The organism is Lactococcus petauri (assembly GCF_002154895.1).
GTDB classification, from domain to species: Bacteria; Bacillota; Bacilli; order Lactobacillales; family Streptococcaceae; genus Lactococcus; species Lactococcus petauri.
Window position 1 is genome coordinate 92197 of record NZ_MUIZ01000006.1, and the last position, 20697, is coordinate 112893.

The 20697-nt window shown below is 35.6% G+C and carries 16 protein-coding genes; all 16 read left to right on the forward strand.

All coding sequences use genetic code 11. The features are described 5' to 3' along the window. The first annotated feature begins 13 nt into the window (after positions 1–13). The 16 genes from BZZ03_RS09415 (at position 14) to BZZ03_RS09485 (ending at position 20694) form a co-directional block, all read left to right on the forward strand. Positions 14–427 carry a hypothetical protein gene (locus BZZ03_RS09415; protein WP_021722611.1) on the forward strand — a complete coding sequence of 138 codons (414 nt, stop codon included), beginning with the start codon at positions 14–16 and terminating at the stop codon, positions 425–427. Then, complete coding sequence (gene mobL, locus BZZ03_RS09420; RefSeq protein WP_086583110.1) at positions 417–2528, forward strand: relaxase MobL; 2112 nt, start codon at positions 417–419, stop codon at positions 2526–2528. The genes BZZ03_RS09415 and mobL overlap by 11 nt, the downstream gene beginning before the upstream one ends. A 140-nt stretch (positions 2529–2668) precedes the next feature. Beyond that, entirely contained in the window at positions 2669–2839 is a 171-nt protein-coding gene (locus tag BZZ03_RS12010) for a hypothetical protein (protein WP_158092875.1), read from the forward strand. Positions 2840–2841: 2 nt separating this feature from the next. Continuing rightward, positions 2842–3171, forward strand: a complete 330-nt coding sequence (locus BZZ03_RS09425) for a hypothetical protein (protein WP_086583111.1) — start codon at positions 2842–2844, stop codon at positions 3169–3171. 41 nt (positions 3172–3212) lie between these two features. Continuing rightward, positions 3213–3557: a hypothetical protein gene (locus BZZ03_RS09430; RefSeq protein ID WP_086583112.1), complete on the forward strand. Its 345-nt coding sequence runs from the start codon at positions 3213–3215 to the stop codon at positions 3555–3557. Between the two features lie 145 nt (positions 3558–3702). Further along, positions 3703–6087, forward strand: coding sequence for a zincin-like metallopeptidase domain-containing protein (locus BZZ03_RS09435; protein ID WP_086583113.1), 2385 nt, complete (start codon positions 3703–3705; stop codon positions 6085–6087). A gap of 3 nt (positions 6088–6090) precedes the next feature. Further along, positions 6091–8064 carry a hypothetical protein gene (locus tag BZZ03_RS09440; RefSeq protein ID WP_086583114.1) on the forward strand — a complete coding sequence of 658 codons (1974 nt, stop codon included), beginning with the start codon at positions 6091–6093 and terminating at the stop codon, positions 8062–8064. A gap of 210 nt (positions 8065–8274) precedes the next feature. Beyond that, positions 8275–10014 (forward strand): toprim domain-containing protein, encoded by a 1740-nt coding sequence (locus BZZ03_RS09445; RefSeq protein WP_086583115.1) that lies wholly within the window; start codon positions 8275–8277, stop codon positions 10012–10014. Between the two features lie 107 nt (positions 10015–10121). Then, entirely contained in the window at positions 10122–10316 is a 195-nt protein-coding gene (locus BZZ03_RS09450) for a hypothetical protein (RefSeq protein WP_158092876.1), read from the forward strand. Then, on the forward strand, positions 10309–12105 hold the full coding sequence (locus BZZ03_RS09455) for a type IA DNA topoisomerase (RefSeq protein WP_086583117.1): 1797 nt from the start codon (positions 10309–10311) through the stop codon (positions 12103–12105). The genes BZZ03_RS09450 and BZZ03_RS09455 overlap by 8 nt, the downstream gene beginning before the upstream one ends. Next, a complete protein-coding gene (locus BZZ03_RS09460; RefSeq protein ID WP_086583118.1) occupies positions 12105–12794 on the forward strand; it encodes a hypothetical protein in 690 nt (229 codons plus the stop codon). Before BZZ03_RS09455 ends, BZZ03_RS09460 begins: the two co-directional genes overlap by 1 nt. Beyond that, the gene (locus BZZ03_RS09465; RefSeq protein ID WP_086583119.1) at positions 12787–14592 is read left to right on the forward strand and encodes an AAA family ATPase; all 1806 of its coding nucleotides are present in this window, start codon (positions 12787–12789) and stop codon (positions 14590–14592) included. Before BZZ03_RS09460 ends, BZZ03_RS09465 begins: the two co-directional genes overlap by 8 nt. Before the next feature lie 128 nt (positions 14593–14720). Further along, entirely contained in the window at positions 14721–15074 is a 354-nt protein-coding gene (locus BZZ03_RS09470) for a hypothetical protein (protein WP_086583120.1), read from the forward strand. 28 nt (positions 15075–15102) lie between these two features. Further along, positions 15103–15978, forward strand: coding sequence for a serine protease (locus tag BZZ03_RS09475; protein ID WP_233128975.1), 876 nt, complete (start codon positions 15103–15105; stop codon positions 15976–15978). Positions 15979–16172: 194 nt separating this feature from the next. Then, on the forward strand, positions 16173–20030 hold the full coding sequence (locus BZZ03_RS09480) for an MSCRAMM family protein (protein WP_086583121.1): 3858 nt from the start codon (positions 16173–16175) through the stop codon (positions 20028–20030). Between the two features lie 49 nt (positions 20031–20079). Further along, entirely contained in the window at positions 20080–20694 is a 615-nt protein-coding gene (locus BZZ03_RS09485) for a hypothetical protein (protein ID WP_086583122.1), read from the forward strand. Positions 20695–20697: the final 3 nt, after the last annotated feature.

Here is a 20697-nt window from a genome sequence, read left to right on the forward strand (position 1 = left end):
AGAGGACGTGCAAATGAAATCATTAGATTATTTTCATCAAGCAGAATCAGTATTGCTAGGCATTGGATTAGATTTAGATGATTTAGGAGAATACGACGATCGGACACAACGGTGGTTAGAAGCAGCTACAAATTTGAAAAATCCTAGAACAAAAACTTTTTATACTTCCAATGAAATAGAAATGATAGTTGTTGCTAGGATGTATTTCAAACAATTTCGTAAGCTTAGTGCATTCTATAATGAAGGAATCACTCGTGAGCGGAATCGAGGATTAGATGAAAAACATCTGGAGCAAGAAAGAAAGCTAGCTGCACTTGGTTTTTCGATGCGTGAAATAGAAAAAATAATGCATATTGATAGAGGAACAATCAGGAGGCATGGCTATTCCGAGTGGCAGAAAGTGGGAAAGATAAGAGATGAGAAATAAAAAAGTTGGTTCAGATTCTCCCGATATTATTGTGACTTTCAAATTTGAAACAGCAACATCAGTTGAAAAATTCGCACGCTACGTAGATTATAGTGATCGAGAGTCCGCAGTTTTAATTGATCATGTGGAAGAAGCTTTTGAAAATCATTTGGAAGTTTCAAGTGACTTTGAGAAAATGGTTAGCTATATGAAGAGGGACACTGCAGTTGTAAATAAAGACGATCGTCGTACAGGCCTATTTACTGAAATGAGCAATAATATTTCTGTGAATGAAATGGAAGAGTTAAAAGAAAAATTGAATGAAGCACAAATTCTTGGTAACAACTTATGGAATCCTGTGGTTTCTTTTGATGTGGCTTATATGATTAGAGTTGGTATTTTGGAATATAATCCCGAACTTGAACAAAAGATTGACCGACTAGACAAAGTTTTCAAGGCAGCTGAAAAAGAGAAACCAAAAAATCCGAAGAAAATATATCAGGCAAAAAAAGCTTTGGAACTTGAGGCAAAAAAACGTGTCGTGAATCAAGATAAACTAAAAGCAGCCATGCAAGAAAATATGGGTAAATTTTTAAAATCTGAAGGTTTTGATGAAAATACATTTTGGTGGGGAAGTGTACATCTTAATACAAAGCATATTCATGTACATCTTTCGTTTTCTGAAACAAAAACTAGCCGTAAAATTTTGGAAGTTCAAAAAGAAATTAATGGAAAAACTATTACAATCAAAGAACCTCGGGGCAAGCTCAAAGAAAAAAATATTGCACGGTTTAAAAGTAACCTTTTCCATTTTCTTGAAATTGATGAAGAAAAAGAGTTAAAAATTCTAAAAGAAGTTGAAGTAGGGAAACATCGCCATTTGATTTTGGATCAAGTTACAGATAGTTATGATTCTACACTGTTGAACTTCTATTTAGAAGAAACAGTAAGACATTTTCCCAAAGAAGGAAAATTGAATTACTCTTCCAATAGAAAGGAATTTCGAGAATCCAAAGCGTATTTGACGGCATTTATAGAAGAGTATATTCGAACGGTTGGCAAATCAGAATATGAAGCTTTTACACGAGCTACTCGTGAACAATTGAAAGATTATCATAAAGTTTATTCTAAGGCGGAACAAATTGATTTAGAAAAACAAGTTGAAAAACGTCAGAAAACTTTGAAAATAGCATTGGCAAATCGTATTCTAAAAGAACTAAAAAAACATTCCTTGAATCATTCAGAAGCTATGACTTCAGACTTCTTAAATTCTAAAGAATTAGAACAAGTGGTTGAAGATTTAAAGAAAACTAAAATTTCATCAAAAGAACTTGGTAGGTACAAAGGATTAGTAGAAAAATCTTATGCGGAAGCAGAAGAGCAATATTTCAGGAAACAAATTCGGGGATTGGATCAATTTGAGGACATGCAAAGCAATGTTGGCTTAAAAAAATTCTCTAAAAGAAAATTTGAACAACATATTCAGCTGGCACAACTCAAACAAATTTCGAGTAAGGATTTATCAGATTTTGAAAAAGAAAAGAAGAGACATTTAAAATCAGAAGTTGAAACAGCACGACAAGTTTCTATTGATCAATCCACTGATCAACAAGTTGAGAAGAAGTTCCAAAAATTAGAAGTGGAGGAGCATCTAGTAAAAAATACCAGAGATAAAACTTTAATTCAATTTATTTATGATACAGATAGAAAACAAGTTCTTGCTTCTATAGAAAAAGAAAAGAAAATTTTACAAATAAAAAATAAAATTTATCATAATAATCTTGAAAAAAATAAAAAAGACAACATTCCTTTATTGAAAGAACTGAAGAAAATTTATGGAGAAGAGGAAAGTAGGAATCGTTTCAAAAATAAAATTAAGCAGAACTCAAAGAAAAAATTCAAATTAAAACGTCCACAGCAGCATCGACGATTTTATAGAAAAAATAAAAAGTATATAAAAAAGCACCAGTTACCTGTATTTAAGACGAAGCGTTCATTTAAAAAGGTATTGGAAAATGGTCATGAAGCTTTTCAAAATATGATATCACTCAATAATAATGAACTTAAGCGTGCTCAACAAAAGAAACGACAATCTGATGATGAGGAAGAAAGAGGACGATAAATTTATATGTGGCTAATCGTGGAAGAACAGAGAGACTGTTCACTTTTACTCAGTAGAGGAAAAAGTAATGTGGAGATTGCCATTCTGATGTTATTTCAGAAGGTTGAATGACCAATTATACATGAAAAGAAAGGATTAGAATGAACAAATTGAAGAAAATTTTGATTATTTTTGCTCCATACCTGGGAATAATACTTGGGTTTATTTTAGGAGGAGTAGTGTTGCTTTATTTTCAGACATCTTCTGAGATTAAGCAGCAAAAAAGACAACAATACATTGACCAGCAAGCAACAAAAAAGCAGAGAATCTAGCAGTGAAAAGATTTCAATTAGAGGGGTACTCCGAGGTTGCTAAGGTGGATCACCATATTGGAGATTATTTTACAGTTACTTTAATTGATCCTAAAGTTATTCTCTCAGCCTATACTAAACGAAATGCCCAGAGAGAATTTTATAAGTTGAGTGTCGATTTTAGAAAATATACTCAAGTATGGATGACCTCAGAAACACCTCATACAATTCCTTATGAGAATGTGGCATTTCGAGATGTTAAAAAAGACGGACTAAAAAAAGATATGGCAATTAAAATCTATCCTAGTAAAAAAGCGGCAGTTCATACGGTAACAGGCGAAGTAGAGGAGTAAACAGATAAATACATAACAAGGTATAAGGAATAAAAGGATAAATGAAAGAAAAATATAAAGTTAAAATCTGCAACATTGTTAATGGTAAAATAAGTAAAAGTATTCCTGAAGAGTTTGAAAGTTCATTTTTCAGAACAGAAATAGAATCATATGGATGGAAACAGGGAGATTCAGCTTGGAGTACACCGCACGATTTCTTTTTATGGATAAAAGAAACAAGTGAAGAAGATGGATTTGAAACATTGTCGATGGCAGAGATTTTAGGGACAATGAATTTAACAGAACTAATACTAGAAAACCATCAATTACTGGCAGATATCAAACAAGAAGATAATTGGTTAGAAGCAGCCGTAAATATTTCAGTTACTGCATATAAAGAAAAATAAGTCATTAAAAACGGCTTGTTTTTTATTTTATACACACGAATATACACAATTATTTACACACGAAAACAGAAGTGAAATGGGGGCATAGGGCAAGAAAATCAGATTCATAATATCCTTTTCTTAGACATTAAGAAAGGATTTTTTTATGCAAAAAATTGAACTTGGAGACAGTTTGTTGGGTTATCTTCCCAATTTAACTGAGAAACGTAAAGTGGTGGAACAGCGGCAGGCAAGTACACTTGAAGATATTAAGGATTACTACTCTTGGTTTGAAGAAAAAACAGAACCTTCTCAAGCAATTTTTAAGGTAAAAGAACATGTGGTTCGTATGTTATTTACAGATGAATATAATTCTGAATCCATTTCTGATCCAAGGTTTGCCGTAAGTCAACGAGATTATAGCTTGAAAACGGGTGAACCTCTAACCAAGCCTAAAGCTGAGTATATCATCAACGGTAGAACTGTGATGAAAACGGAGTATGATTTTGGAAAATATCTCATTGAAAATTTTGACACTTTAGAAGAAATTCTGTATGTAGCTCAACAAGAAAATAAACAAATCCAAGCCATTGTTTCAGAAAAAGAAGAGAGACTCCAACTTGAAAATCAAAAACGTTTAGAAATAGAGCAAGAAAAGCGAAAACAAGCTCAAAAAGATTATGAAATAGCGTTAAACAATTTGGAGATTCAAGCTATTAAAAATATTTCAAAAGAAAGTGAAAGAGAAAAAATGGTAGAAAAAAGAACACAAACTGAGATTCCAGAATTAACACCTCGTTTTCGTGAAGATTACGTCAAATATAGTGAAGCTAAATTCAATGATAGTCCCACTTTAAAAAGAACTAATCCCGAAAAATATCGTGTCAACATAGAGGCAAATCGGTTAGCGTGGCTCATTTTAAATATTAAGCATTCAAAGACAGATTATGATGCGTTGAGTGAAGGAGAAAAGAAGGAATTTTATAAATCTATTCGGGGTGGAAATAATTATATTGAGAAGAGACTGCGAGGGGAGCTATTTCCAGAAAAAAATATCAATGTGGTACCTATGTATCCAGAAGATAGGAAAAACTATCTAATAACACAAGCATCTGCGGATGAACTTGAAATGATTGCGAATGATGCACGGAGCTATGCAAGAGCTAATTTCAAAGACAATACTTTTGATGTTTTTTATAATGCTTCGACAGGACAGATAGTCCGCTCTGCAACAGGAAAAGGTGAATATCTCAAAGTCGCTAGTATTTTTTCAAATGGGAGTTTTGAAATAACACCGTTATTTGAAAATCCAGAAAATTATAGGAGAGAAAAAAACAACATGGAAAAGCATACACAAGAAGTTACGCAAGAAACTACACAAGAATTACCTAAAGATCCTATGGAGCTTTCTCAACATGCCCTTAATCTTGTTAAAAACTGGTCAAAAGACCCTAAATCCATGGCTGAATATTTAGAGTTTATGAGTAAGTTTCCTGATTTGAGCCCAAGAAACGTAGCTCTCATCCACTCACAGTGGCGTGGAGCAAATGCAGTCGCAACATTTGACCAATGGAATGGAAAAACAACAGATAGTCGAAAAAATATGGCAAAAGTTTTGGGAATTAAATCAAATGATGTAGAGGGAATTACCCGCACCATTACGGATAAAAAAACAGGAGAATCAAAAACTCTTAAAATGGATACTTTATCTGTTCGATCAGGTGAAAAATCTCAAATAACACTTATTGGAATCAATCAGCAGCGTTATTTTGAGAAAGAACGTAATGGAAAACTCCAACATCATTATGAGAAATATTGGACCGAAGAAGAAAAGCGGAAAGTAGACAATCATGAGATTCAGGTTTCTACTTATAACAAGTTTTATGGATATAAAGTTTTTGAAATATCTCAAACCAACTTAAAACCTGAAGCAATGCCCAAAGTAATGCCTAATCGTCATATTAACTTTGAGCATGATGAAAAGTTAGCCAATAGAATAAAAACTGGCCTTGAGGTTTATGCAAAGTCACTGGAACAACCTGTACCTATTGAATGGACAAAGGCTGGAGAAGTTAACCGATTAGGGAATGCAGGTGGAGCATTTTATCCTGAAGCTAATAAGATTATTATGAATCATTTGAATACTCCAGGAGAAAATGTTGCAACTTTAATACACGAGCTGACCCACGCAACACTTCACCAGAAAGGCTCAACTCAAAAAAAATCAGAAGAGTATGCCAAACAAGAGTTAGAAGCTGAAATGACCGCATTTGTGGTTTCTAAGCACTATGGTATAGATACTCAAGAACGTTCCGTTCCTTACATCGCACAATGGACAAAAAACGCCAAGATTTTTGATGATAAGGAAATGAGTCAAAGTCTAGGAAAAATTCAACGAACAGCTGGAAAAATGATTAAAACAATTGATGCAAGCCTCGATCCTGAGTTGAAAAAAACTCAGAAGATGGAGCAAGCCCATCAACGTGCTCAAAACAAGTCAGAAAATACGGTTCAGAAATCTAAGCCTGAAAAACAAGAGATTGGAAGATAGAAAATGAAAGAAAATCAACCGCTATACAAAGAGCAAGCGAACAATTATGAAATTAGAGCAAAGGAAACACTTGAAAAGTTAAATAATCTCAAACTTCCAAATGGTGTCAATTTGGAGTCGGCACTTGAACCTATGGAACTATACGTTGAGATTTCTGATTTGCAGTTCAAACTCATGGATAGCAATGCCGAACAAACTTTATATCTAGGCAAGAATCCAGAAAAATTTTTAGAGACTTTGGGAAATCATCCCGCCTTTGAAGATTATTTTGAAGAATATCTTCCAGATAATAGTCTTAGCGAGTGGATTGAAAATCATCAAGAAAAATTTTTAGAAAAGGAAGCGACAAGGAATATGGAAAACGAAGTACAAATTGATTTTATTGATACTCAAAAATTAGAACGTACGATGGAAGAAAATCAAGAAATTTTACAAAAAATCCAAGAAGAGTTAGGACTGTATGATCTCTTTGAAGTTCAAAGTTTTCAAGATAGTGAAAAAGGATTGGGTGTTCGGTTAAATCGGTTTATGGGTACAGAAAATAAGCCTATCACAGCCATTGAAATGGTTGGAAATGAGATTCATTATCCATATGATATTGAGAGGATGACAAATATAACCAAGGGTGAAGTTATTGAAAAAATGGCTCAATTAATAGCTGAAAGAGAGTATGTGACTGACAAGGAATTAAGATTTAATCAACAAACCAATCAAATAACGGGAGCCATTCAAGGGTTTGATATTGGCGACGATGTGGAATATTCTCACGACAAGTGGATTAAGGGATTTGACTTGTCAATCTTGAGTGATCAGGAGCTTGCAGCACTAACCTATAATCAGTTAAACCAGCTGAAAAGTTCGGCAGAAGAGGTAAAAAGTTATTATTCAAGTCGTGACGAAGAGGAAAGCGATTATTTTACATGGAAAGCTGATTTTGAAGCTGGAAGTTTTTCTTTCTCTGAACTATCCAAAGAACTTCTCAATCGTAATGTGCTTACACCGACAATTCCTTTCATTACAGGTCGTGATGAATCAGAACTTTTGCAGTTGGATAAGATGTTGCGGCCTTTACAAGAGGAGTGTCGTGATGTAGTTAAAGAAAATAAAAAATTTCAAGCACCAGAATCGTCTGAAGCTAAATTTGAAGTATCTAAAGCACAGGTAGAAAATGCAATTGCTCAAGCCCAAGAAAGATTCAAAGCAGAAGTTTTGTCTCAAGGTGCTGAAAATATCTATGAAGCCTCGGATAAAATTACTTACGTTGAAGGTGCTCTGGGAGAGCTGGAGATTACTTTTGAAGGTTTTAATTATCAAGAGTATGAAAATCCAGAATACACTCAAGGCAAACAATTTGCAGCAATGATTGATTTGCAGGAAGCTGAAGGAATTAACCCTAGCTTACTCCAATTTGCCGCAGAGGAATCTTATTTTAAAACAGATGGGCCTTATATTCCTGGTGAAGATTTAGATGCTTTCATGGACTATTTTGTTGAAGATTATCTTGAACTTGAATCTTATATTGAGAAAATAGACGGTAAAAGTTTAAGCGAAGAAGTAATTCGAGAAAAAGATGAAGTTTGGATTTATGATCCAAAAGACACTGAAGAAGGTGTGCCTTGGACGAAACCTTGGCATGCTGGAAACGTAGGTGACAGAATAAAGGAACTTCAAAATATGATTTCAGAGGCTGGTTCAGATGGAATGATTGAACTGAATGAAGAAAAATCAATCAGTAAAGATCCTCTTGAGAAAGAACTTGAGATTATGGTTGATTACACTAAGTCAGGAGATAAAGCAGTTCTCCCTAAAAAATTTTTTATTAATCCTAAGCCTGATGATTTCCAAAAAGCAAATATTAAGGAATTTGGTTTGAGACAAAAAGAAAATTTAGGTGAATTTATCAAAGGGTATCATACGGAACATCCAATATCTAAAAACAATAATGTGCACAAAACTGCACAGGAAATTGGTAGATGAATACATAAAAATGTGTGTATAAATTACACACATTTTGAAGAAATATAAAAAACGAACCCGTAGGTTCGTAGGTGGTTGAAGCAATTATTTAATAAATTAGCGTGAGGAATATTGCTTCTTCAAACATCACAACACTGTAAAATTAGAAGAATACCCAATTCTTTTAATTTCCTTAATTCTTATTTTATCAAGACTTGGAGAAAAAATCAAATGATTAACTATTTTACATTAACAGAAGAATACTTCAAATATTTACAAAAAAAGACAAATGGAGAAATTTTGTGGAATAAAAATGAAAAAAGACCCTATGGATTGATTATGGAAGTTGGGAAAATTGATTTTTATGTCCCTTTCACTCACGATTTGAGAATTAATCGCTTTCCGTTTTTAAAGGATGCAAGCTACCAAGTTCCTAGTGAACAATTGGGGTATAGTACTGCTGGTTTAGACTTTCAACATGCTATTCCAATTGTACAGTCTGACACTGAAGCGGGGTTTATTTTAGCAAACCAGTCTGTATTTCCAGATCAAAAATTTTTTGTTAAAAATAAAGAAACAGAAATCGTTAATAAGTTTTCAAAATATGTTAGAGATTATGAAAAATATATTTCTACACCGTTAAAAGATAAAACAAAAGAGAATCTAGGGTTTAATCCCAAAATATATACTTATTCTACGTTACAATATTTTCATAAAGAACTTGGAATAGAGGCGAGCCAACAGTTAAAAAATACACAAGAGTTTACACACAAACCTACACAACAAATAAGTAAAAAACATGCAAATCAGTCTGTTCAAATTACAGATAAAATGAAGCAACAAGCCAAGAATACAAGTATTCTGGATTATGTAAAATATTATGGCATCCCAGTAAGAAAAACATCGGGTTCAGAATATGAGCTGGTAAATCAAAAAAATGTGAAATTTGATATCAGAAAAAACCTTTTCAAAGACTATAACCCTTCAAGTGACGCTGGTGGAGATATAATTGATTTCGCAAAATATATTGATGGCGTTAATTTTCCTCAAGCTATTCAAAAAATTGTGACGGTAGATGGCAGTAGATCATTTGACTTTTCTAGTGTTCAATCTCAACCTTTTGTAATGCCACAAATCTTTGAAGAAGGGAGCCGTTTAAATGAGGTTATGGTTTATCTGGTTAATGAACGAAAACTTGAATCTTCCACAGTTAAGAAGGTTGCTAAGAGTGGTTTAATTAAGCAAACTAAAAACAAAGAGGTTGCTTTTATTTGGGCGGATGGCTCTGAAGATGTTGGAATAACTCTTCAAGGCACAAAACCACTAGATTACCGTTCAGATATAAAAGAAACAGGTTTGGGTGATTTTATCAAAGAGTTCACGTGGAAAGTAGGAATTGGTACTAGAGGATTAGAACAGCCACTTGAAACAGGAAAAACAGAAACCAAAGTCTTAGCTGAAGAGGCTGCTCAAAAGTTTATCAAAGAGCAACGACTATATAAAAAGCAAATTTGGAGAAACTCAACAACAGGCCACGGTTTTAATTTTAGAAGTGGGCCAACAAACTCGGAAGTTCAAGGGAAAATGGTTTTTACTGAAGCCGCAATTGACGCACTTTCTTATTTTGAACTAAAGGGACACCAATTTAACAAAGATACCAGAGTTCAATATCAATCTCTGGAAGGATTAAAGGATAATATTCTTCATAAAAGTATGGAGAGATATGAAAAGCGGTATGGCAGAATGCCTGAAGAGATTATTTTGTCAGTCGATAACGATGAAGCAGGAGAATTATTTGTTAAAAAAGTAATGTCAGATAAGCGAATCAAAGAGTATCAAGAAAAAGGTGGTAAGGTTAAACGAGACAAGCCAAGTATTGGAAAAGATTGGAATGAGCAAATACAGTACGTAAAGTCTGAGAGTCGAGGGCACCAGCAAAATAAAGAAGTTCAAAGAAGTACTCAACTTTGAGTGCTTTTTGATTTAAATTTGGAAGTGAAGTGGGGGTGTGAAGCGAAAATTTTCATTAACATGCTACAATCATCAAAAATAAAATAAAGGAAGACGATATGACAAAAGTGATTGTAAAATCTATTTCACAAATTGATTTAGCTATCTTTTATGAAAGCGTTGATGGTAGTGTGAATTGTGTGGATCGATTAGAAACTTATGAAGCATGGGCGAGACAGGTACAAATCATCCTTCATTTGGGACGTATTCAAAAAACAGATGAACCTGTTTTAGAAATGGAAATAGGTGGCGAGTATGATTAAACGTTTAATTGTGGCAGAGAAAAATTCTCAGGCAAGTAGCTATGCTCAAGCTTTAGGAAAATTCAGAAAATCTGGAGCAAGTTATATTGTTTCAAAGCTTAACTTACATATTGCACCAGCTGCAGGCCACCTCCTTGATATTGTGAATGATATTGAACCAGCTTACAAAGAACCCTTACCCTATTTCCCAGAAGAAATATTGTATGGTTTTAAGCCACAAGGCGCAAAAAAGTCAGACCGTGATAATCATTTGAAGACTATTAAATTTTTATACAACAACCTAAAAAAAGAAATAGCGTGGGCGGATGAAATTATTATTGGAACAGATCCAGATCGTGAAGGGGAAAGCATTTTTTATACATTGCTTAATCAATTTCCAGAGTATCGAAAAAAGGTTAAATATCGCCTATGGGCGAACTCATTGACAAAAGATGGAATTCAAAAAGCTTATAATCATCTTCGACCCGCACATGAAACTTATAACTTTTTTGTAGAAGCTGATGCGAGACGTACTGCGGATTGGTTAGTAGGTGTGGCTAATCTCACACCACTTGTCAGAAGTGTTTTGAAAACCAAAGGACAACTTCAAAAAATCAAGAAAACAGCTAATAAAAAGGGCTATGAAAAATTATCAGTGGGACGTGTGAAGGCACCAATAATGAATTTAATCATTGAAAATGATAATAAAATTGCAGCGCATGTACCGAAAGATTTTTGGAAAATAGAAGTTCAAGATGAAAATGGTGTTATTTTTACCAATGAACAAGTATTTGGTGGAGATAAAAATTCTCTGTCTGAATCGGATGCAAAACAAGTGTTAGTAAGTCTATCTAAAAATGCAAAAGTGATAGATGTTATCAAAGAAGTTGAAGATAAAAAAGCTCCTTTTCTTTTTAATTTAACACAACTTCAAGCTTATATGAGTCAACATCATCATTTTTCTTCAGCACAAACACTCTCGGTGGCAGAAAGTTTGTATCAAAAGAAAGTGATGAGTTATCCAAGAACAGACAGCAAGCTTATTACAGAATATGAGTTTGCCTATTTGAAAGTAAATCTTAAAAAGTACCAGGAACTTCTAGGGAGAAAATTCCCTCCAGCTTACACAGAAGCACGAAAAAAATATGTGAATACAGATAAAGTAAAAGAGCACTATGCTTTGATTCCAACAGAAACACTTCCTGTTTTAGCAGAGTTAACACACGATGAACGTTTGGTTTATGAAACAGTGACCACTCGTATGCTTATGATGTTTGAAAAAGATCAAAAATTAGCTGTTACAAAAGTTACTATTGACAATGGAAAAGAATTTTCTGTGTCTGGAACGGTTATCTTAGAAGAAGGATGGCACAGCATGGCTTTAAAATCTAAAAAAGAAAAAGAGCCACTCCCTAATTATGAGAAAGGACAAATTCTTAAGGTAGAGAACCGAATTAAAGCAGGAAAAACACAACCACCTGCAAGACTAACAGAAAGCACGATGTTAAAGACAGTGCTTGTCAAATATGGTATTGGTACGAGTGCCACACGTGCTTCTATACTTGCTGGGTTGGTGCGAGATGGGTTTGTGGAGCTGGATAAGAAAACGGGGAAATATAAACCCTTGGAAAAAGCAAGAAAAACAATTCGTGCCTTAGAAGAGCTAGGCAGTCAGTTTGCCAATCCAGAAAAAACATCGGAGTGGGAAATGACTTTAAAGCTCATTGGTGAAGGCAAACTTGAAGCTCACGAATTTTTAGAAGGTATTCGAGAAGAAATTAGAGAAACGGTGAAAGGGCAAGTAAAATAATGTACTATAAACAAGAATTAAAAGCAGCTTTGAAAAAACTAAAATCTAAAAATGATTTTACTTATCAGGCAGGTGTGAATGATGCGCTAGACCTGTTGGATGAAATGGAAGAATTCATTGTGTTAGAGAATTCTATACAAGAACTTACACAAGAAAATACACAAAAAGATAAAGTGGAAACTTTTGAAGAAAAAGAGCGAGCGTCCTCTTCAATACTTCCACCTGATTTTTCTGAACTAAAACGATTGGCTCAAGAATTGATAGATACTCCGATTCCAGAAAGTGTTGACTTGGAGATACCAGGTATTTCTAGCACTATTTCTGATGAAGAATTAATGTTTAATTCTAAGAGTAATGAAAAAACTCCTTCAATCAATGAACGTCCTACATTCAAAGGCTGGTCAGAACCACAAGGCACAGAAGAGTCAGAAGCGGCTAGTAAAACTGAAGAGATTATAAAAGAAAATTTTACTTTTGAAAAAGCACAGGAAGCATCTGGTTCGATTCCCAATATCATTGAGGCAGAGTTTACTGCTGAATCTCGATCTGTTATAGAGGAAGCACAGGAAGTTGACGTTACGGTGGATTCAGAGGAACAAGAAAAACTTAAAAAGGCACAACTTTTAGCCGAAGCAAGGGCACAAGCCTTGGCTGAAGCTGAAGAACTGGAAGAGGATGACGATGAGTGAGACACCATTCTTAGACAAATACACAGAAAATCTAACTGAGAAAATTTCAAAAAAATTGGAATCTTTTGAAGTAATAGGACGTGATTTAGAAATTAAAGAAGTACTTAATGCTTTAACACGAATTCGCAAAAACAGTCCAATTCTTGTTGGAGATGCAGGTGTAGGTAAAACAGCTATTGTAGAGGGATTAGCTGCACTTATTCTCAAACAAGAAGTCCCCTCTTTTTTGAAAGATGTTGTAGTTAGAAATTTGGAACTCTCATCACTTTTGAGTGAAGAAGATGGAGGATTCGTTCTTAAATTCAAAAACATCATTAAAGAGTTAAAAGAGTATAAGCAAAAAAATCTTCTTTTTATTGATGAAATCCATACAATTATGGGAGCTGGGCGTTCTCAAGGCGCAATTGATGCCGCTAATATCATCAAGCCAGCATTGGCACGTGGGGAAATTCAATTGATCGGTGCAACTACAGCAGATGAATTTCATGATTATATTGAAGAAGATGAAGCAATGGAGCGTCGATTTCAGCAGATTATTGTTAATGAACCAACTGTTGCTCAATCTATTGAAATTGTAGGGGCTGTGGCTAAGTATGATGAAAAGATACATGGTGTGAAGATTAAACCTTCTGCCATCCGATCAGCTGTTACTCTCTCTGTGCGTTATATTCCAGAGCTTTATTTACCTGACAAAGCACTTGATTTGATTGATATAGCAGGTGCAGAGGCAGTGATTGATGGTAAAAAGGCAATCACAGAACGTGAAATTGCAGGGGTGATTCAACGTAAAAAAGGAATTTCCTTATCTGTTATTTTAAAAGACGACAATGAGCGATTGGATCATGTTCAAGAGATTCTAGAAAAACGTGTTAAAGGACAAAGTAGAGCTGTAAATGACGTAACTCATGCCATACAAATTGCAAGAGCAGGGATGCAAAATGAGAATCGACCATTGGCTTCGTTTCTTTTTCTTGGGACGACAGGTGTTGGTAAAACAGAATTAGCGAAGGCGCTTGCGGAAGTGATGTTTGATAATGAAAATGCGATGATCCGATTGGATATGAGCGAATATTCTCAAGAAGGTTCTTCTGAAAAGTTGATTGGTACTCGCAAAAACAGAGGTTTCTTGACAGAAGCAGTTAAAATGAAACCTTATTCTATTGTTCTTTTTGATGAGATTGAAAAAGGTAACCGTGAAGTCCATGATTTACTGCTTCAAATTTTGGATGATGGACGTTTAACAGATGGCCGAGGACGATTGATTTCATTTAAGAATACCATTGTTATCATGACAACAAATTCTGGCGCTGAAATGATAAAAAACAATGCGGAAATTATGGGAACAGAGCTATCTGAACGTGATCAAATGCAATTTTTACAACGCATCACAAATGCTTTGATGACAGATTTTCGTCCTGAATTTTTGAATCGTATTGGCGATAAAATTATTTTTAATATGCTGGATAAAGAAACGATACGTGAAATTGCCGTAAAAAATATCGAAATTCTTCAAGAACGAATGAAAAAGCAAAAAGCTTATTTATTGTATGATGATAAGTTGTTGGACTATCTCGTGGACAATGGCTCAGATAAAAGCAATGGTGCACGTCCGATTGAACGATTCATTACTAAAAAGTTGACATCTGAAGTATCAAAGATTCTTTTAGAGCATCGAGGAAAAGAAGAAGCGCTTTTTATCACAGCTCAAGTCAATGGAGAGTCTCCTACTCTAACTGAAGCACTGGAGCGACGAACGTTAGTCTTTTCTGTGGACAGCGAACCGCTTAAAGAACAATGAATGTTACAATATGGATGCAACACAACAAAAATGAAATAAATGAGAATTGTCCATTATGTTGCTTGAAAATCACTTAAGATTAAGAGATAATAGTGACAGAAAAGAATATAAGAAAAAGGAATGAGATTATGGAAAAATTATTAGTTTTAGGAATGACTGGTTTAGCTTTAGTAGGTTTAACTGCTTGTGGAGATAAGAAGCTTGAAGGGACTTACAAAAATACAGATGTAAATTCTTCTCATATCTATGACATGACTTTTTCTGGAAATGAACTGAGAATGGATGCGGGAGCTGGGAAGTTTGTTGGAACTTATGAAATTAAAGGTGATAAAATTGAATATGCTGTCACTGAACGGAATGGTGAAAAAGTGAGTGATGAGGCTAAAGACAATACTATGATTCTGGATTTTAAAGAAACAAAAAATTCTATTATCGTCAAAGTGGACAAATCCAACGATCCAGAAGAAACTTTAACAAAATAATTTTTATACTAATATTAGGGAGAAAAGGATGAAATTTACAAAAAAACAATGGATTATTGGTGGAGTCATAGTCCTGGTGTTGGCTGGAGGTAGCGCAGGGATTGTAGCAAATAACCAAGCACAGGCCCAAGCAGAAAAAACAGCTCAAGAAGCTAAAACAGCTCGCGACAACTTGATTAAAGCTGCAAAAGATGCAACTGAAAAAGCAGAAACTTTTAAAGCTGAAGCTGATGTAAAATCTGCACAAGATGCTATCAAAAAACTTGATGAAAAAGATAAAACTGCTTTCGTTGCACGTGTTGAAAAAGTTCGTCAAAACTGGGATTTAGTGAACAAAGCAGATAAAGCTGTTGCCAATGCAGAAAAAGTTCAAAAAGATGCCAATGTGAAAACAGCACAAACAGCTATTGATAAAATAAAAGATAATATTGCGAAGTCTAAAAAAGCTGACTTGCAAAAACGTTTGGATAAAGTTAAAACTGCAGTAAAAAATAATAAAGAACGTGCAAAAGCTGCAGAGGAAGCAAAATCTAAAGCAAGTGCGGAACAACAAAAAGCACAAGCTACTCAAGAACAAGCGCAACCCCAAAATGATACCCAAGCTCAAGCTGCAGATGTAAATAATTCAGTTGCTCCACAAGCAGAAGCACCTGCAGCATCAGGAGGCGCAGGTGACTATAGTCAATATGCTCAAGCTCCTGCACAAAATGCACCAAGCTACAATCCCCCAACACCTGGCGGAAATGGCGGTGGAGCAGTAGCGCCTTCTAATAATGGTGGTGGAAATGGCCCAACAGCGGCGCAGAAAGATGATTCAGCATCTGGTTTGTCTGCCCAAGGGGAAGCAGCGCTGAATGCAGGAACAGGAAATGCAAACAATAAACAACCAGGGGACAAATGGTAAAAAGCAAGCTAAATAGAATAAGATGATTAAAACGGATTATTATTTATCCGTTTTTTTTATTTCTCTTTTTTTTGGAAGTGAAGTGGGGGCATAGAGCAAGATTTTTAAATCCTAGATAAAATGACAATGAGTTTAGAGATTCACCACTCGAGAGTGAATCTCCTAGCTTAAAATAATAAAGGAGATTTTTCTGTATGAAGAAAAATAAATGGAGAAAAGAATTCCCTCAATCCAAAATGACACAATTTCGTCAATGGAAGTCAGGGAAACGGTGGCTCTATGGAGCTTCTGTTTTAACAGTATTAGTCGGTGGTGTGGTAATGACAGGGCTTATGAATCCTTCACTCATTCAAACCATTGCCCATGCTGCAACATTACCGTCTGATTTCACACAGGCAGGGTCTATTGGCTCAAGTCCTGTATATAAAACTTCGAATACGGCATGGTCAAATGTACAGAAAGGTGTTGACGCTTTAACAGAAGGTCTATCGCCCGATTATTATGTGGGGGCAGTAGATTCTGATGGCAATGGACAAAAGGTTGGGTGGTACAACGGACAAACCTCTTATGCAGGATCAAGCTTAGGATCGCTTGCCTCCGCAAATCCTGCGGATTTGTCCATTCCAAACTATAACTTTGTTAAGAACGCCATCATGTCGAGTGACGGTTTTCAAGATACTGATAATTTCAACTATGTAGATGGTGCAGGACAATATGTAGGCATTCATAATGTTGGTCAAGCTTTTGAAGTTTCGTCTGGGAAATACGTTCCAATTGGAGTTAAAGTGACCATCAATGATGCGACGTACTATGATTCAAAGGATGCAACTACGCCACGTGATGTTTTTGGGGACGGCTATAAGCTTATGGTTGCAGCACGTAACGATGGGAATGGAAATATTACACTAGGCTATGTCGTTGCCATGACAGGTGTTCAAGCGGTTGACAATGGTGGTGGCTCCGAGGGTGGAGGCGATGGTAATGGCTCTGGAACAACCTATGGTGGTTGTACGCTTGGTATTCCAAGAAAAGTTAGTGCTGTGATCACTTACGTTAATGAAAATACAGGGCAAGCATTACCTGCAAACTCATTGTCTGTAGTTAAAGTTGCCGATATTGATGCGGGACAGTCTGCAAAAGTTTCTGATAATAGTTTGGGTTATTTTATTTCTGATCCAACAAATTTGACATTAAAAGATAATGTCTTAACTGCTTCCACAAATGATACGGTTTCACAAGATAAATCTACTTTATCTATGAATTCATATATCACCGTACAACCAAGTAATATGGTCAACCTTGTTTTTGATGATACATTAGGCAATCAAACTCAAGGATCAATCATCCAATCTTTATTTGGAACCCAAGGCCCAACTTTGAACCCGTCTGGTTATTTACAACTTGACAAAACAACCGCACAGTACGGGGACAATCTCCCAAATAACAATTATGGCTTCACGGGGTTGAAATTCCAAGTTATTAATAAAGATGGTAAAGTTGTTGATACATTGACTTTAGATGGATCAGGTAAATCTCAAAAATCAAAACCATTGCCACCAGGTGATTACACACTTCATGAAATTTCAGATAAGTGGTCTTTAACGGGGCAAACTCAACGTTCAGATGTGAAAGTTCATGTCTCAGGCGGGAAAACCACAACAGTTTCTGGAAAGGATTTAACCAATGATGCCGTGCAAGGGCAAATCTCTATAATTAAAAAAGGTGTAGAATCTGGCACAAATTTGTGGAATGGTAATTATTCTCTTGCAGGTAATCAATTCAAGATTACTAAATTGGATGGTGCAGATAAAGGAACCACTTATACTGTGACCACTGATAAGGATGGAAAAGCTAAAACGGATAAAATTCCGCTAGGAAAATACCATGTAGAAGAAATTAAAGCATCTAATGGATTTGTCTTGACCTTTAAACCAGTGGATGTAGAGTTGACCTATAAAGACAATAAGACGCAACTCGTCTTTGATGAAGCGAACGGAACCAATCAGGAAGTGAAAGGTCAGTTCAGCTTAAGCAAAGAAGATAAAGAAACAGGCAAAAATCAAAATGGTAAATCTGTGATGAAAGATGCCAAATATCAACTTTTCTATAATGATGATTCCACAGGCTCTAGTCCTCATAAAAAAGGTGATCCAGTGAAATGGAGCGACACTCCTAAAGCCCAACTCCAAATAGGGGACAAAGTTACTGAGATGGTTATTAATGGGAACGTGGTCAAAACAGGGGACAACGTTGTGATTGATATGGAAGACGATACACTTCAAATTGGTGCTGGTAATTTAGCTGAAGGAAAATATTATCTCCTAGAACCGGATGCTGGGGAAGGTTATACCGCTGATTCTACAAAACATGAGTTTGAAATCACTAAAAAAGATGACCACACCGCAAATATCGTTGTTCCTGGTTTAACTTCAAAAGAACAAGCGATTAAAGCGAAGATTTCCTTCCAAAAACTGGCGGAAACGGCTGGAGCTGCCTCTAATGGTTCAGGTTACAATGGGGTTGAATTTACATTCACGCCAGAAGAAGGGACTATTGCAGATCCAATTAAAGTAACAACTGGTGTAAATCCAGCGACTGATGAAGACGGCTATGGAGCAACACAGTTGGTTTATGGCGATTGGAAAATGTCTGAAACCAAAGGAATTGATGGGTATGATAAAATTCCAGATATTTATATCCATATGAGTCATGATACGAAATCTGACTTGCTTACGATCACGGCTTCTACCAATGAGGATGGCTCAAAACCTTTCTCTACTCGTACCTATAATGTGACTGATAATTCAAGTGACAAGAATCCCAATGATGAAGGGAATATCGTGGTGGGAGATACCACAGAAGATAATCCCTTTGTGGCCTTATCTAAGATGAGTTTAACGAACAAGCCAGAAACTCCACCAGAAGTACCAAAACCAAGTATTGATATCGAAAAAACAAATGGGAAAGAAGTGCCACAAGCAGGAAACGGGAACTATTCTGACAAGGATAACAACGTTGGAGAGAATGATCACGATACGGAAAAAACCGCATTAATCGTTCAAAAAGATAAAACAACGGATATTTCTGGCTTGATTACCAACAACGGAAAAGAAGCGCTCAGCCATATTATCTTTGGAGATAAAACACTGGTGGGTAAAGTCAATGTAGGAGAGATCAAAGTCACTTACAAAGGAAAAACGCTTACTGTTAATGACAAAGGCGAGTTCTTACTGGACGGTAAACTCTTAGTTCTGCAACCTAAAGAAACCTTAGAAATTCATGGACTCCTTCCTGTCCTTCCAGCAGGAGAAACACATGGGGATGAATTTACAGTCACTGGAGTAGGAGTGACTTCTAACGAAACCGTGGGAGATAAAGACAAATGGTATGGTAAAACACCAAGTCCAGAACCAAGTATTGATATTGAAAAATCCAATGTAGCTTATCCTGAGGCAGGGAAAGGGAATAATACTGATAAAGATAATAATGCTGGACCAAATGACCATGATACTAAGGGAACTTTTGCGACTATTGGGAATACGAAAATCCCAATCTTCTTCAAAGTAACCAATAATGGTTCAGAAAACTTAAATAAAGTGACGCCTGGAGACCAAACTATTGAAGGAAATGTTAAGGTGGAAAATATCGTGTGGACATTTAATGGGAAGACTCTTAAAGTGGCCTCTGATGGTTCTCTTGAAACAACAGATGGCAAGTCTTTGATACTGAAACCTGGTGAAGTGATTCTTGGAAAAGGAGATCTCCCTAAATTGCCAAATGGACAACTTCATGGAGACAAAGCCACTGTGACAGCTATTGGTGAGGAGTCTGGTAAGAAGGTTGGTGATAGTGATAAATGGTATGGAAAAATGGCGACAGTTACTTCAAACATAGCAAATATTTTTTTACCAAAGACAGGTGAAGCGACAGAACATTATTTGTCCCGCTTAGGTATGACATTGCTTGGACTTTCACTCTTTGTGGGTGGAGCAGATATCATTAAACGCCGTTACTTCTCAAAGAAGTCAGAGGGAAATACTGAAAATAAATAATCAGTAGAGACGAGTATATCTCATTCTTTACGTTGAAAGTTGAGGAAAAATGAAAAGAGACCTCTATAATCGAAAAAATGTTGTATTGTTAGTGTTGATAGTTGGAGTTTTTCTACTTTTGGGCAGCCTAGGCGCTGGAATTGTTTATTTATCTGGAATAGGTACTAAATCGCAGTACTCAACAGCACAAGGTAATTTTAAATCAACTCATACCTCATCTGTGGAACAAGTTTCAACAGGAGATTCTAAGACTTCTAAATCTGAAGCTTCAGAAAAGAAAGCAAGTTTGAAAAAAACAGAGGTTTTAACAAGTGCCTCAAGCTCTTTTGAACAATCAGGAAAAGTAGAGGATTCCAAACAGGGAACCCAAACCGTTACCACCACAGCACAGGAAGGTCATGTCACATCACCTGTCACTTATACTGCAACATACAACGGCTTTACAGGGTACTCCACTGTTTCTTATGATGAAGCTCTAGCCATTGCGAGGAGTTTATCAGAAAATCAGAAACCGATAACAGAAAAAATGCAAGAAGTTATACAACAACATACACAAGGAAATACACATGTTGATACACAAGAAAGGGTACAACAAGAATTAGAAAAAACGATTGCGAGTATTCAGGCACAAGATCCAAATACTAAAATCAATATTATTAAATAAAGG

Bases quoted from the DNA above. Each gene is read 5' to 3' on its own strand.
- BZZ03_RS09465 (WP_086583119.1), top strand. From the start codon at position 12,787: ATGAGTGAGACACCATTCTTAGACAAATACACAGAAAATCTAACTGAG.
- mobL (WP_086583110.1), top strand. From the start codon at position 417: ATGAGAAATAAAAAAGTTGGTTCAGATTCTCCCGATATTATTGTGACT.
- BZZ03_RS09485 (WP_086583122.1), top strand. From the start codon at position 20,080: ATGAAAAGAGACCTCTATAATCGAAAAAATGTTGTATTGTTAGTGTTG.
- BZZ03_RS09480 (WP_086583121.1), top strand. From the start codon at position 16,173: ATGAAGAAAAATAAATGGAGAAAAGAATTCCCTCAATCCAAAATGACA.
- BZZ03_RS09435 (WP_086583113.1), top strand. From the start codon at position 3,703: ATGCAAAAAATTGAACTTGGAGACAGTTTGTTGGGTTATCTTCCCAAT.
- BZZ03_RS09415 (WP_021722611.1), top strand. From the start codon at position 14: ATGAAATCATTAGATTATTTTCATCAAGCAGAATCAGTATTGCTAGGC.
- BZZ03_RS09455 (WP_086583117.1), top strand. From the start codon at position 10,309: ATGATTAAACGTTTAATTGTGGCAGAGAAAAATTCTCAGGCAAGTAGC.
- BZZ03_RS09460 (WP_086583118.1), top strand. From the start codon at position 12,105: ATGTACTATAAACAAGAATTAAAAGCAGCTTTGAAAAAACTAAAATCT.
- BZZ03_RS09470 (WP_086583120.1), top strand. From the start codon at position 14,721: ATGGAAAAATTATTAGTTTTAGGAATGACTGGTTTAGCTTTAGTAGGT.
- BZZ03_RS09445 (WP_086583115.1), top strand. From the start codon at position 8,275: ATGATTAACTATTTTACATTAACAGAAGAATACTTCAAATATTTACAA.
- BZZ03_RS12010 (WP_158092875.1), top strand. From the start codon at position 2,669: ATGAACAAATTGAAGAAAATTTTGATTATTTTTGCTCCATACCTGGGA.
- BZZ03_RS09440 (WP_086583114.1), top strand. From the start codon at position 6,091: ATGAAAGAAAATCAACCGCTATACAAAGAGCAAGCGAACAATTATGAA.
- BZZ03_RS09475 (WP_233128975.1), top strand. From the start codon at position 15,103: ATGAAATTTACAAAAAAACAATGGATTATTGGTGGAGTCATAGTCCTG.
- BZZ03_RS09430 (WP_086583112.1), top strand. From the start codon at position 3,213: ATGAAAGAAAAATATAAAGTTAAAATCTGCAACATTGTTAATGGTAAA.